Source organism: Natronoarchaeum sp. GCM10025703 (assembly GCF_042661985.1).
In the GTDB taxonomy this organism is placed as follows: Archaea; Halobacteriota; Halobacteria; order Halobacteriales; family Natronoarchaeaceae; genus Natranaeroarchaeum.
On sequence record NZ_JBHSZF010000002.1, the window covers coordinates 135,304 to 147,817 of the forward strand.

The following is a 12,514-nucleotide window of genomic DNA, read 5'->3' on the forward strand; positions in this document are numbered from 1 at the left end:
TGGATCAGTGTACGCGCTCGCCGCCCGAGCGCTTTCCGATCCGGACCCGGAACTATACGCCGCCCTGGCGGACGGTTCGATCGATTCGGCCGTGGCCTCGCTCGTCGACCAGGCCGGACTCGACATCGAGGCTCCCGACCTCACCGTCGAGGACGACCGGGATACGCTCGCGGCCCGCTACAACGATCTATTCGTCGTCGGCTACTCGGAGGTGATCGACGGGACGGATGGGACGATCGACAGTCAGGGGCCGCCGGTCTCGCTGTACGAATCGACCTACCGGTCGGACGTCTCCTGGAACGACGTGAACCTCGATCTGGCCCGCGCCTACGAGTTCTTCGGCTGCGAGATCGGCGGCGAGGAGCGCCGTCACCACGATCACATCCGGCTGGAACTCGAATTTGTGGGCTACCTCTGTCGGGTGGCCGCCGCAAACGACGCCATCGGCAAGCGTGGCGACGACCCCAACGTGAACCGCGCTCGACTCGACTTCCACGACCGCCACCTCACGATTCTCGTCTCCGGGCTTCGCGAACGGATCGACGACGAACCGGGGACCGGGTTCTACGGTCGGTTCGCCCGATTCCTCGACGAGTTCATCACCGCGGACGTCGAGGATCTCGCAACACGGCTCGACGTCGGTGCCGGTAGCGAGCGAGAGCACGTCCAGCAGACCGGTTCGAACGCGGGTGGGAACTCGTGAGTTCTCCCACGGCAGATGTCGACAGAGACGGCGACGGTACGACAACCAGGACCGGACTGATCCGTGGCCGTCCTCTCGGCGTGCGACTGCTCGCACTCAGCGCGCTTGCGACGCTTGCAGTCGCGGCCACGACCGGGCTACACGTGCTCTACAACGTCCCGGTCGACCCGGCCAACGTCTCTACTCGTCTGCTCTCGACGGTGGGCACGGGGGCAGCGGCCCTCGTCGCGCTGGCGCTCGTCGCAGTCGCACTCGCGAGCACTCGTCCCGGCGTCCGTATCGGCTTCCTGTTCGCCGGCGTGTTCGGCATGCTCGCGACCCTTTCGAACGCCGCGGCGGTCCCGGCAGTCGTTGCGATCACGGGTGGCGCGGCGGTCGCGCTCGGCCCGGGACTCGGCAAGCCGTCGACGTACGACGAGTTCAGACGCCGTGCCCTCGGAATCGCGTTTCTCGCCGCCATCGGGCTTTCGCTTGCCTCGACGACGGGGGTCCTCGATGCAGGCTACCGCGGGACGGGGTCGGCCCTCTTTCTGGTGGCACTGACACTGCTCGTCGTTCGCACAGGGAGCGATCCGGTCGCACTCGTGGCGGGCGTGGCCGGCCTCGTCGCGGTGCTCGCCGTGAGTACCAGTGCGCCGTTCATTACGGGGAGCGCCCTGCTGATCGCGTTCGGCGTCGTCGGCGGGCCACACCTGCTCGCCGCGACGGCAGTCTTCGGCGGGGTGGCGGCCGCCGTGGCCGGACTCCGGGACGGCGACTACGCACTCGTCGTCGGTGCGGCCCTCCTGCTCGTGGCGGGCGTCCCGGCGTCGCCAGCGGCCGCGATGGCCGTCTGTCTCGGTGCGACACTCGCCTGCATCGACGTGGGGTCCGTTCTCGGGAAGACGGACCAGCGGGCGACACTCTCGGGGGTGAGTGACTGATGAGAGATGCTGACGAGGCGACCGACGGACCCACCGACCCGCGCGTCCACCCCGAGGAGAGCCCCGGCTTCGGCGAGGACGCCGACGGTCTCGAAGATATCGAGGTGAGCCGCGACGTCACGATTGGAGAAGCGACTCCGCGAGAACTCCAGGCGACCGACGTCGGGCCGATGGCGAGCGACGATGCCGCCGCCAAGATCGAAACACTCGCCGAGGGCGATGCCGTCGAACGCCGCCGGGCCGCCCTCGCGCTCGCTGACGAACGACCTACCGAGGCAGTCATCACCGCGCTCGTTCAGAACGGCCTTGGCGACGGTGACGAGGACGTCCGGCAGTTCGCGGTCGAAGCGCTCGGCCAACTGGGCGGCGAGCGGGCCGGCGAAGCCGCGGTTGCAACGCTTGACGATGACGATCCGTGGGTGCGCGCAGAGGCCGTCGTCGCGCTCGACCGGACCGACCGCGTTGCCTACGCCGACGCAATCGAAGCCGCACTGGACGACGACCATCACGCCGTCATCAGAAACGCGATGGTCTCGCTGTTCAAACTCCGCGGCGAGGCCCTGCTTCCCGTGCTCCTGGAGCACTCGGCGGCCGAGAGCGAGCGCCTCCGCGAGTGGGCGGTCCACCTCCTCGCCGGCGTCAAGGACGACCGAGCGACCGAACGCCTCGAAGCGGTCGCGAGCGATGACGAGGAGCGGCAGGTGGTCCGCAGCACCGCGGCGCGTGCACTGGAGGCCGACTCCGGAAAGTTCCGTCGCCAGTTCAGCGGGGGCACCGAGAACTCCAGTGCGGACCTCCCCGGAGAGAGCACGCTCAACCGACAACCCGATCTATAATGACCGAGAACACTGTCGATCCATCGGATGCCGACGCACCGACCGCCACCGACGACGGTGGTGAATCTACAGCAGGCCAGACGCTCTCGACGGCGGCGGTAGAGGCGGCACTCAAGCGCGTTCGCGATCCGGAGACCGACATGACCCTGTTCGATGCCGGCGTCGTCGAGAACATCGAACTCGACGGTCGGCGCGTCACGATAGAGGCGGATCTGCGGGAGTTCCCCCAGAGGCCGCCGAGCAGGCCTCCGCAACCATGGTCCGGGCAGCCTCAGACGTCGAGGGTGTCGAGAACGCCCGCGTCGAACAGATCGATCCAAGCCCGGATCTCGACGGCCGGAGGTCCGGCATCGAGACGGCGGACCGCGTCATCGCAGTCGCAAGCGCCAAGGGCGGCGTCGGGAAGACGACAGTCGCAACGACGCTTGCGTGTGCACTCGCCAGCGAGTCCGACTCGGTCGGCCTCTTCGATGCCGACATCTACGGGCCGAACGTGCCGGAGGTCCTCGAAGCGAGCGGGCCGGTGTACAGCGACGACGACGGCAACCCGGTACCGGTCGACATGGACGGACTCGAAGTGATGAGCATGGCGTTGCTCTCCGACGGCGGCCCCCTCGCCTGGCGCGGCGCGATGGCCCACGACGCGCTCTCGGATCTCTTCGAGGAGACCGCGTGGAGCGATCCGGATACCGTCGTGGTCGACATGCCCCCTGGAACTGGCGACGTCGCCCTGACGACGCTTCAGGAGGTGCCCGTCGACGGCGTCGTCCTCGTCACGACGCCGTTTCACGCGGCCGTCTCGGACACTGGTCGCGCGCTCGAACTGTTCGAGGAGAACGAGGTGCCGGTGCTCGGCGTCGTCTCGAACATGGGCGAGTTCGTCTGTGACGACTGCGGCACCGCCCACGACCTCTTCGGCGGCGACGATCCGATAGCGGCGCTCGACGTGCCGGTGCTCGCCGAGTTCCCGTTCACTCCGGAGATGCAGACGACGCCCGAGCCAACCCCCAACGGGGTTCCCGAGTACGGGACCGACCTCGCCGCCGCCGTCGAGAAGCGCTACGAGGACGTCTGGACGGTCGACCCGCCCGAGGGGGCCGTCGACCTCCGTGGCCTCGACCCCGACACCAGAAAGGAGCGAGTGCAGGAGCGCTTCGAGGCGCTCGACGCCGGCGAGGAGTGTTTCCTCGTCAGCGACCGCGATCCCTCGCCAGTCCGTGGCTTCCTGCTCGAACTCGCCGAGACGGAGTCGCTGCCAAGCTTTCAGGTCAGACGACAGAACCCCGAGACGTGGTTCGCGCGAGCGACCCGTCCGTAACATCAAAAACACCACCTACCATCATGCGCTGGCCCAGCCAATGTCGTTGGCACTGTTTTCATGTCGTGAGAACGAACAACGATACTATACTTGAGAACGTAGATGCTCCAATTGGTATGGCAGACGGGATCCATGTCCGGTTGGCGGTTGACGGCTGCGATGGCTGCCCGGTAGCGACGCTATCGGAGCGGACGACGGTAGAGGACCTTCGCGTCGATTCCAGCGACGAGCGAGTCGAGTTCGTCACGACTGATCCGCCCACCGACCCGCCGGAGACGGTCGAACTCGTCGATTTCGGCGGCCAGACACATGGCCGGTACGACCTTTTGACGGAGCCCCACGCTACCGACGGCGGCGTACGGACGGCCGTGTCCGCAGAACAAGGAGCCGTCACCGGTGACGAACCCACGCGCGGCACCAACGAAGCCCCACCGGCTAGCGACACTGGCGACCACTCTGACGACCCCGGGTGCGACGACTGTTCCTGCCGGGGGATTACGTCCGTGTTCGAGGCACTACCAGTCAGACCTCGCGAGACGCGAATCGAAAACGGCGAACTACTCCTCTCGTTCGTTCTAACCGGGCACGAGGAACTGGAAGCCATCGTCGACGCCTTCGCCTCGGTTGGACTCAACGCCGAACTCCGGCAACTGATCGTTGGCCGGGACTGTGGCGATGACTGCGACGTCGTACCAGTCGATCTATCCTGTGTGACGACGCGCCAGGCGGAGGTCGCCGCCATCGCGGTCGAACAGGGATACTTCGAGCCCGGGGCGCCTCCGCAGCGGAGATAGCCGCCGAGCTAGATCTCGCAAAATCCACCGTTTCGGAACACCTCCGGATAGTGACTGCCACGCTCTTCTCACAGTTGTTCGCGGACGAGTCTCAGTAGGTAGCAGTGGGTTCGGACACGGCAACTCCGAACGTGTTCGCGACACGAACCATGGACATAGAGAACCGAGTAGAGAATACAATGACCGAAATCGACGTCAGAGAGATTCCGCCCAACGAAAGACACGACCGGATCCACGCCACTTTCGACGGCCTCGATGCCGGCGAGACGCTCACGATAATCAACGATCACGATCCGAAGCCGCTCTACTACGAGATGGCCGCTGAGGTGCCGGCGTTCGACGAAGACGCATATACTCTCGAGCGCGAGGAGCCCTCAAAGTTCGTCGCGCAGTTCCCGAAGGTCGAGGCCGACCCGACGGTAGATCGGGCCGATATCGGCGCGCTCGACGGCGAACCACACGCCGACGTGTTCCCCGGCCAATCGCCGAAAACCGTCCGTCTCTCGCTGACCGCGGGAGAGAGCCTCCCCGAACACGAGCACCCCGAGCGAAACGTCCTCTTCCAGGTGCTGTCGGGGGCGGTAGATCTCTCTCTGGACGGTGACGTTCATCGCGTCAAAGCGGGCGAGATACTTCGGTTCGACGGTGACAAGCGTATCGAACCGGTCGCGGACGAGGACAGTACCGCGCTAGTCGTGCTGGCTCCGAAAGCCGCCGAGTGACCGAGAGGCGTCCGTCGCCGTTCGGCTCGGCCCGGAAGTATTGTGTTTCGCCTCTCGAACAAAAGACTCAGTCGTTCTGATACTCCTTTTCAGATCCCCGGAACTCGGTCCGGTGGGCCTCCTCGTCTGCAAGGACCGTCACAGCGAGGTCTTCGGTGACAGGGTCGTCGGCGTCCTTGGCGGCGTTGATAAGTGCGCGATACGTCTCGATAGCATCCCCTTCGGCGTCTAGAACGCCTCGGATAACCGAGAGGACGTCGGTCGAATCCTCCGGTGGTTGTAGCGAGTCCTGACGTGCGGTGAACTCCGCGGAACTGGGTGGTCGCGCATCCAGTTGCTTGAGACGGTTTCCGAGCTGTTGGGCGTGGGCCAGTTCCTCCTGAATGTCCTGCTGCAGGCTCTCTTTGATCTCTTCGGCGCGAACGCCGTCGAGAACGATTGCGTTCGTCTGGTAGTTCATCACGGTCTCCATCTCGTCGCCGTACGCTTTCTGGAGGAGTTCGATGACGCGGTCTGAGCTCATACAAATACGGATTCTCTCTACCTGAGGATATAGCCATCGCCGAATCCCGCTCGCTTGGAATACCCCACCGACTTTTCAGCCGCTTCAACCTGAGGCCGAAGGGATCTCGACCGTAGTTGGGAAAGTAGAGTTTGCAGTCTACCGCCCATTCCATAGTTTGCTGGCAGACCAGCCATACCAATCAGGGTTACCCCACGCGCAAAAATGCAGGTACTCTGCCTGTTCCTTATAATCACCATGGCGCACCATACTAAAGAAAAATATCGCAGGACGTTCTACACAACCATGACTCCCTACCACACCCCCTGCCCCTCAATGGGCGTTCCAGACGGTCGGGAGTCAAAATATGCTATTGGATGGGGACGGTGCTCATCCTACCGTTCACATCTTCTGACCGCGGGTGGAGCCGTCTGTCACATACGCCCCTCTCTCTTGGAGGATACTTTTGGCAACAATCGCATGTCTCAGTCGGGCAGTCACGACTCGCCGGGAGTATTCATCACAGGAGTAGATACGTCCGAGAAGCGGTCGGACGTAGGGCTCTGGCCCTCAGTTCACTCGTTGCTCTCTTGGAGTAACTCTTTGATTTCGCCGAGTTTGATGTAGGTAGCGAGTCCGAGAATCGTCCCGGGCCACAGGCCGATAAACTCTCCACGCTGTTTGTTCCCTCGGACGTAATAGTAGTAAAGAGCCAGAGCGACAGAACCGACAGCAGCCATCACAGTCAGATCGAGATTGTTTTCATCAACTTCTACCACGGTCTCTGCTGCTCCCTCTGTTGTTTCACTCACATATAAAATTCAGGAGTCTGTACGTAAACCACCTTCGCAATGACACACCATGCAGTTTATATAATCGCTTCGGTGCATCGGCTGCGGCCGAGTTTTTCGTCCTGCATGCGCGGTTACTCGGCAGTGTCTGATCTATCGCTTTCGATATAAATAGACTATAACTCTAGACCACTCGTAAGACGATGAGAACACCTGCACTACGTGGATGGGAAGTGTATATTAGAACAGATACCATACCACAAGGCATGCCTGAAGCACTTGCCGATCAGGACTGTGAAGCATGCACCTCCGAGGACGAACCCCTCACAGAGGAGGAATACCGCGAGTATGTTGCAGAGATCGACAGCGAGGTCTGGGATGTCGTCGACGACCACCATCTCGAGGGCATGTACGAGTTCGAGGATTTCCGCGACGCACTGGAGTTCACCTACGAAATCGGTGAACTCGCCGAAGACGAGTGGCACCACCCCGATATCCATCTCCAGTGGGGAGAGGTAACGGTCGAGATGTGGACGCACAAAATCGACGGGCTACACAAGACGGACTTCATTATGGCCGCACGGATGGATCGAATCCACGACGAGTACGTGCCGGAGTGAGCGACCCGCGGGATGCGGCCTGCACTACACTTCTGTTGGACCACATGTCTGGACAGAATACGAAGACTCCGTAGAGCCGACCGTTTAGAACGGGGCCTCGAAATCGGGCGTTGCCGTCCCTGTGGATTCGCCAATGTCGGATTTACCGATCTGGACTCTGAACTCGCCTTGTTCTTTCTTCTGGTACTCCCAGCGGAACTCCGCACCCGCTTCGGCCTCGAACTGGTGATAGAGCGGCTTTGGGTCGTGGTCGTTGATCAGCACGAATCCCTCCCCGTCCTGTAGCGCCTCGTAGGACTCGAAGATCAGTTCGTGGCGTTTCGCCGGTGGGAACTGCCGGACGTCGAGTTCGTCAGTAATCGTCAGTTCCTCGCAGACTGTTGATCCTGGGACTCGGACTCTCCCGTGTCGGCATCCCCCTTCGTGATCCAGACACGACAGCGGCCATGCTCTTTCTCCCGGACGTCCCACTCGAACCGCTCGCCGTACTGCTGGCTGAACTCCCTGTGAAGCGGTCGTGGCTCGTGGGGAGCGATCAGCTCCAGGATATCCCCGGCCGAAAGGTTGCTGAAACGGTGATGGATGGTCGGATGTCGCTCCTGTTTCGGTATCTCGCGGACGTCGAAGGACGCCGCCACGGCCTCGTTCCCACTGGTGCTGGTCTCCGTTTTGAGTATCTCCACTTTCCAGGCGTCCGACTCGCGACTGCGATACTCCCAGTCGATACCCTCACCGTGCATGGAACGGAGTTCGTGATACAGCGGTTTCGGATCGTGATCGTTGACGAGAACGAACCCGTTGCCTGGGTCGAGATTTTCAGAATGTTTCGGTCAGGATCGAGTGTCGTTGCTGTGGCGGTAGCTCGCGGACGTCGAACTCGGTCAGTTCTGCGGTACTCTCACCGGTCGGGCGAGCGGTAACAGCCCAGGTGTCCGGTCCGTCTTCCTCGTATGTCCACGTTAGCGATCGATCCTCCGTAATCTGGGCCTGATAGAGCGCTGGGCCGGGGTCTCGATCAGCAGTGATCGTCACTACGTTATCCGGTTCGGCCTCGTGGAGTGCTGCCAGAATCTCCATCCGTGCTTGACCAGGCGGCGTTTCAGTCACGTCGATATCGGATACCATTATCTCGTATCCGACGTCGCCGGCATGATGGGTAGGTCCTGTGGCGAACAGATTCGGGACATGCAGTTCGTGGCCAGCGTTCGGAACAATCGTTAGGTGCTGGACAGCGTATGGGAGCGTATGCATCTAGAGACCCTTTGCATCGACGGGTCGGTATCGGTACTCTTTCCGCCAGAACTGCTGCGCGAGAAGTTGAGCGACCTACCAGTCGAGATTGTCATCCTCGACGATTCGATAGACGAACTCTCCACAGACCAGGGTGTGGTGACACTCGCTTATCGCGAGGCGTTCCTCGACGCCGGATGGGTTCACTCGGTCCAAGCGGGGGTCGATCGCTTCCTCTCGATCGGTTCCAGGAGGCTGACGTCTATCTTACGAACTCGACGGGCATCCATGGCGACGCGATCGGAGAGACCGTTGCGAGCTACCTTCTCGCGCTCGCCCGACGACTGCACGAACACGTGGCGAATCAGCAACGAGCGAACTGGTCACAGCCCGACTGGAACGAAGCGTGGACGGTTAGCGGCGAGACGGCCTGTGTCGTCGGTATCGGTGGGCTTGGGCGAGGTATCGTCGACCGACTGAACGGTCTCGGACTCGACGTGATCGGTGTCCGGCGAACACCGACACCGGAACCCGGTGTCAAGAAGGTCTACACGCCTGATCAACTACAAGCGGCCGTTTCGGACGCGCGGTTTGTCGTTCTGGCCGTTCCGCTCACGGAGCAGACCCGTCGGATGGTTGGTCGTGACACCTTCGAAGCAATGCGCGAGGACGCGTATCTCGTCAATGTAGCTCGTGGCAGTGTCGTCGATCAAAATGCACTCGTGACGGCGCTCGAAGACGGATCTATCGCAGGGGCCGCACTGGACGTCTTCGAGACCGAGCCGTTGCCCGAGTCCTCGCCCCTATGGGAGATGGACGACGTAATCGTCTCGCCGCACTGCGGAGCCTTCACGCGCGACTACTACGAGCACGTCGGAGCGCTGGTCCGCGAAAGCGTTACTCGAATTCGTACCGGCGATGAGCCGGTTAACCGAGTCGTTTGAGGCGTATATCTTCGACGAACACCCACGCAGTTTCGTGAAGATGGATCGGACAGGAACTACCGGGTGGATCAGTGCGGTCCAGCAGAGTATATCGCCACAGTGCTAGAGGAGTATCTCACTCGGACTGGAACAGTCGCCCACAGTCGGGACATTCCCCCTCAACTACCGCAACCTCCCGCTGACAGTCCGGACAGTACTTTCGGCGACAGGGTTGTTCGCCCATTGGCGAAATTTTCGTTCCGAGAGTTGAAAAATCACGTGCACCCCCTCACCGGGTCCGTGCTATCGGATGTTCCGTCGACGACAGAGGAGTTCCTCGCCGTTCTGAAGCCGTTGGTTGCCCTATAAAAACACTCGCGAAGATATTCGTCAAAGAGTATTCCCGGCATGGTAACAACACAATGAGATATGTCCAAAAGAGCGAGGCGATACGAGGGACGTGAACCGGTCACCCGTTGCGTACACGACCGACCATGGGTTGCAAATCTCGAGTCCTCCGCACACGCAATCGACCGCGGATTAGTCGTCAGCGAAGCTATCGACGCCATCGAGCAAACGGTTCCGGGGACCCGTGTCGACCTAATTACTCACAAGCGTCATGGAGACCCCGCCGCGTATCTGTATTCACGGCTCGAATCTCGGTTCGATCATATCGGCCTCTCGGCCGATGGGCGATGTCACTGTGGCGGATACGTGACCTCGGTGGTGGTCTAAGATGCCGCGAATCGACTTCGATGCTGAACGGTCCTACGACGACGAGCAGTTCACGGCAAACGGCGTCTTTCAAAGCGATCACAAAAAGGTCGTCTGTGGCTATTTCGAGCCGGAACAGTTCATTCCGGTCCACGCACCGAGCAGCGACCTGACGGTCATCGTTCGGTCCGGTCGGGGGTCGTCCGCGACGGCGACACCGAACACGATGTCGAAGAGGGCGATATCGTCATCGTCGAAGCGGATACGGAGCGCGGCATCAAAGCCGATGAGGACTCCAGATTGGAGGCGGTACTGGTGACCGCACCACCGCCAACCGACGCCGAACACGACCCAGTACGCGAGGGGCTTCGGACCGGACAGTTCGATCCGCGCAGTGAGCAGTCATGACGACTGCTCATACTATCGACGACCACGACGGCGAGCCATGCGCGAACTCCGTTCCGAGAAGTTGCTCGGCGAGGCTAACTCACTCTTCGTAGTAGTATTCGCCGCTGGCCTGTTGCTTCCTGTCGAGTTGGCTCCCCGGCTTGTTGACCCGCGGTCGGCCCGTCCCTTCGTCGCGCCGGAAGGTGATGCCGAGCGAGGAGAGAAACGCGTTCATACCGTCTCTAAGTGACTGTGGCGGGGTTGCACGGCCGTTCTCTCCTGACGTCCCCTCGAACACAGTAACCCGGTCGGCAACCCGGTCGATCACGAAGAGGTCGTGGTCGACGACGAGAACGGGCTTGTCCGTCTGATCGCTGAATCGGGAGATCTGATCGGCGAGGAGACCCGCCGGTCAACGTCCAGAAACGCGGATGGCTCGTCGATGAGGTACAGATCCGCCTCACGGGCGAGGCAGAGCGCGATGCCGACTCGCTGGAGTTCGCCACCGGAGAGCGAGTCGAGCGACCGGTCGTACAACGACTCGATTTCGAAGGGATCGCGGATCCGCGTTATGAAGGCCTGTGAACGGATGTCCGTGATCGGTTGGAACTGGCTCCGAACCGTTTGGTCACTGTCTGCGCTGAGATGCTGTGGCTTGTACGAGACAGTCGGCGAAACCGGAACGGTCCCGTCGTCAGCATCGAGGCTTCCGGCCAGGAGTTTCACGAACGTCGTTTTCCCGAGCGCGTTCTCTCCGACGATACCGATGGACTCCCCTGCGTGAATCTCTCCGGGGTGGACGGTGAGCGAGAACCCCGGGAACGACTTCTCCAGTTCCGGATAGTCGAGCACGGTCTCCGAATCGGAAAACGGATTTTCGAGAGCCTGGGCGAACTCGATCGACCGGCGTCGGATTTGGACGTTCTCCTCTTGCAGATAGCCCTCAAGAAACTGGTTGATGCCGTCACGGACGGATAGCCGCTGAGATACGACGCCGAAACTACCTGGTTCGCCGTACAGGACGTGAATCCCGTCCGAGACCAGGTCCAGTGTAGCCAGATCGTGTTCGACGACGAGCGCCGCCGCATTGGACTCCCGGACGTGATCGTGAATCGCCCGTGCGACGGTGGTTCGTTGCTTGACGTCGAGAAACGAGGATGGCTCGTCGAACAGATAGAGGTCTGCATCGGTCGCCAGCGTCGAGGCGATAGCGACCCGCTGGCGTTCGCCGCCAGAGAGATCAGCCAGGGACCGCTCCAAGATCGGTCGCAGTCCGAGTTCGTCGACGAGTGGATCCGAATCCTCTAATCGATCAGCCAGAAGTTCTCGGACCGTCCCGGCGTCGTCGGAGAGGGTGTCGACCCGCTGCTCTTTGTAGGCCGTCGTAATCTCCCCGTCCCGAAGCCGTTCGAGATGGGTCTGGAGGGTCGTCCCGCGGAACGATGTGACCGCCTGATCCCAGTCGAGTTCCTCCTCGGCGCCGAAGTTAGGGACGGAATCGCCGGCCAGGATTCGAAGGGCTGTACTCTTTCCGATCCCGTTCCGGCCCAGAAGTCCGACGACCTCCCCATCCCTGGGCGCAGGGAGGTTGTGCAGTCGGAACCCGTTGTCTCCGTACTGGTGGACGAGCTGGCCGCTCGCGGACGGGAGCGGAAGGATTTTGATCGCATCGTTGGGAATCTTCTTCTCGATGAGTTTGTGTTCGGCCATCACGTTCGCATCGTCGATGTGGAGTTCGCCATCGTCGGTGACGTGAAAGCCTTCGTGCCCTGATCGGTTCAGCGGGTCGTACTTGAGCGCGATATCCCGCACTTCGTCGGTGACCTCGTACTGGTCGATGATCGCGACGTATTCTTCTGATTCTGTGTTTGTCATTATCGTATTGCCGCTCGGGTCGCCCGTGCTGAGACGTGAGTGCTGCGTTCGTCGAGGAACCGACAGTGGGGCGAAGACGCCTCACCGATGCGGCGGTCGGTTACGGCACTCCGTCAAAAAATCGCGCTCGACTTCCCGCGTCTCGCAGACCCTCCCGGTACGTTCCTTGTTCGCCC

The 12,514-nt window shown here is 61.7% G+C and carries 14 protein-coding genes and 3 pseudogenes; 10 read left to right on the plus strand and 7 right to left on the minus strand.

What is annotated here, in order from left to right:
* The first annotated feature begins 7 nt into the window (after nt 1-7).
* The 7 genes and pseudogenes from ACFQH2_RS17775 (at nt 8) to ACFQH2_RS17805 (ending at nt 5,296) form a co-directional block, all read left to right on the plus strand.
* Complete coding sequence (locus ACFQH2_RS17775) at nt 8-703, plus strand: molecular chaperone TorD family protein (protein WP_377077063.1); 696 nt, start codon at nt 8-10, stop codon at nt 701-703.
* Nucleotides 700-1,626 (plus strand): phosphate ABC transporter permease, encoded by a 927-nt coding sequence (locus tag ACFQH2_RS17780; protein ID WP_377050472.1) that lies wholly within the window; start codon nt 700-702, stop codon nt 1,624-1,626. The genes ACFQH2_RS17775 and ACFQH2_RS17780 overlap by 4 nt, the downstream gene beginning before the upstream one ends.
* Entirely contained in the window at nt 1,626-2,462 is an 837-nt protein-coding gene (locus ACFQH2_RS17785) for a HEAT repeat domain-containing protein (protein ID WP_377050474.1), read from the plus strand. The genes ACFQH2_RS17780 and ACFQH2_RS17785 overlap by 1 nt, the downstream gene beginning before the upstream one ends.
* Nucleotides 2,462-3,780: pseudogene (locus ACFQH2_RS17790) on the plus strand (P-loop NTPase). Before ACFQH2_RS17785 ends, ACFQH2_RS17790 begins: the two are co-directional and overlap by 1 nt.
* Nucleotides 3,781-3,896: 116 nt before the next feature.
* Complete coding sequence (locus ACFQH2_RS17795) at nt 3,897-4,574, plus strand: bacterio-opsin activator (protein WP_377077064.1); 678 nt, start codon at nt 3,897-3,899, stop codon at nt 4,572-4,574.
* Nucleotides 4,571-4,672, plus strand: coding sequence for a hypothetical protein (locus tag ACFQH2_RS17800; protein ID WP_377077123.1), 102 nt, complete (start codon nt 4,571-4,573; stop codon nt 4,670-4,672). The genes ACFQH2_RS17795 and ACFQH2_RS17800 overlap by 4 nt, the downstream gene beginning before the upstream one ends.
* Before the next feature lie 81 nt (nt 4,673-4,753).
* Nucleotides 4,754-5,296 carry a DUF2249 domain-containing protein gene (locus tag ACFQH2_RS17805; protein ID WP_377050480.1) on the plus strand — a complete coding sequence of 181 codons (543 nt, stop codon included), beginning with the start codon at nt 4,754-4,756 and terminating at the stop codon, nt 5,294-5,296.
* Between the two features lie 67 nt (nt 5,297-5,363).
* Here ACFQH2_RS17805 and ACFQH2_RS17810 read toward each other — a convergent pair whose 3' ends face one another.
* Nucleotides 5,364-5,819 carry a ferritin-like domain-containing protein gene (locus ACFQH2_RS17810; protein WP_377077065.1) on the minus strand — a complete coding sequence of 152 codons (456 nt, stop codon included), beginning with the start codon at nt 5,817-5,819 and terminating at the stop codon, nt 5,364-5,366.
* A 554-nt stretch (nt 5,820-6,373) separates the two neighbouring features.
* A complete protein-coding gene (locus tag ACFQH2_RS17815) occupies nt 6,374-6,610 on the minus strand; it encodes a hypothetical protein (protein ID WP_377050484.1) in 237 nt (78 codons plus the stop codon).
* A 245-nt stretch (nt 6,611-6,855) separates the two neighbouring features.
* On the opposite strand from ACFQH2_RS17815, the gene ACFQH2_RS17820 reads away from it, so the two are divergent.
* The gene (locus ACFQH2_RS17820; RefSeq protein WP_377050486.1) at nt 6,856-7,209 is read left to right on the plus strand and encodes a 4a-hydroxytetrahydrobiopterin dehydratase; all 354 of its coding nucleotides are present in this window, start codon (nt 6,856-6,858) and stop codon (nt 7,207-7,209) included.
* 84 nt (nt 7,210-7,293) lie between these two features.
* Here the strand turns inward: ACFQH2_RS17820 and ACFQH2_RS17825 are convergent, their stop codons facing one another.
* Genes ACFQH2_RS17825 through ACFQH2_RS17835 form a run of 3 tightly spaced genes read right to left on the minus strand, consistent with a single transcriptional unit; the run spans nt 7,294 to nt 8,334 of the window.
* A complete protein-coding gene (locus ACFQH2_RS17825) occupies nt 7,294-7,680 on the minus strand; it encodes a DUF2249 domain-containing protein (RefSeq protein ID WP_377077066.1) in 387 nt (128 codons plus the stop codon).
* Nucleotides 7,572-7,970: a DUF2249 domain-containing protein gene (locus tag ACFQH2_RS17830; RefSeq protein WP_377077124.1), complete on the minus strand. Its 399-nt coding sequence runs from the start codon at nt 7,968-7,970 to the stop codon at nt 7,572-7,574. Before ACFQH2_RS17830 ends, ACFQH2_RS17825 begins: the two co-directional genes overlap by 109 nt.
* A gap of 55 nt (nt 7,971-8,025) precedes the next feature.
* Entirely contained in the window at nt 8,026-8,334 is a 309-nt protein-coding gene (locus tag ACFQH2_RS17835; RefSeq protein ID WP_377077067.1) for a DUF2249 domain-containing protein, read from the minus strand.
* A 120-nt stretch (nt 8,335-8,454) separates the two neighbouring features.
* Here ACFQH2_RS17835 and ddh point away from each other — a divergent pair.
* Together ddh and ACFQH2_RS17845 are read left to right on the plus strand one after the other, a co-directional pair.
* Nucleotides 8,455-9,383: pseudogene (gene ddh, locus ACFQH2_RS17840) on the plus strand (D-2-hydroxyacid dehydrogenase).
* Nucleotides 9,384-10,098: 715 nt separating this feature from the next.
* A pseudogene (locus ACFQH2_RS17845) lies at nt 10,099-10,484 on the plus strand (cupin domain-containing protein).
* 79 nt (nt 10,485-10,563) lie between these two features.
* Here the strand turns inward: ACFQH2_RS17845 and ACFQH2_RS17850 are convergent.
* On the minus strand, nt 10,564-10,791 hold the full coding sequence (locus ACFQH2_RS17850; protein WP_377077068.1) for a hypothetical protein: 228 nt from the start codon (nt 10,789-10,791) through the stop codon (nt 10,564-10,566).
* Nucleotides 10,788-12,338 carry a ribosome biogenesis/translation initiation ATPase RLI gene (locus tag ACFQH2_RS17855; protein WP_377077069.1) on the minus strand — a complete coding sequence of 517 codons (1,551 nt, stop codon included), beginning with the start codon at nt 12,336-12,338 and terminating at the stop codon, nt 10,788-10,790. Before ACFQH2_RS17855 ends, ACFQH2_RS17850 begins: the two co-directional genes overlap by 4 nt.
* Nucleotides 12,339-12,514 lie beyond the last annotated feature (176 nt).

Excerpts from the sequence above, each read along its gene's own strand:
- ACFQH2_RS17795 (WP_377077064.1), top strand. The coding sequence starts at position 3,897 with ATGGCAGACGGGATCCATGTCCGGTTGGCGGTTGACGGCTGCGATGGC.
- ACFQH2_RS17785 (WP_377050474.1), top strand. The coding sequence starts at position 1,626 with ATGAGAGATGCTGACGAGGCGACCGACGGACCCACCGACCCGCGCGTC.
- ACFQH2_RS17805 (WP_377050480.1), top strand. The coding sequence starts at position 4,754 with ATGACCGAAATCGACGTCAGAGAGATTCCGCCCAACGAAAGACACGAC.
- ACFQH2_RS17855 (WP_377077069.1), bottom strand. The coding sequence starts at position 12,338 with ATGACAAACACAGAATCAGAAGAATACGTCGCGATCATCGACCAGTAC.
- ACFQH2_RS17820 (WP_377050486.1), top strand. The coding sequence starts at position 6,856 with ATGCCTGAAGCACTTGCCGATCAGGACTGTGAAGCATGCACCTCCGAG.
- ACFQH2_RS17810 (WP_377077065.1), bottom strand. The coding sequence starts at position 5,819 with ATGAGCTCAGACCGCGTCATCGAACTCCTCCAGAAAGCGTACGGCGAC.
- ACFQH2_RS17835 (WP_377077067.1), bottom strand. The coding sequence starts at position 8,334 with ATGGTATCCGATATCGACGTGACTGAAACGCCGCCTGGTCAAGCACGG.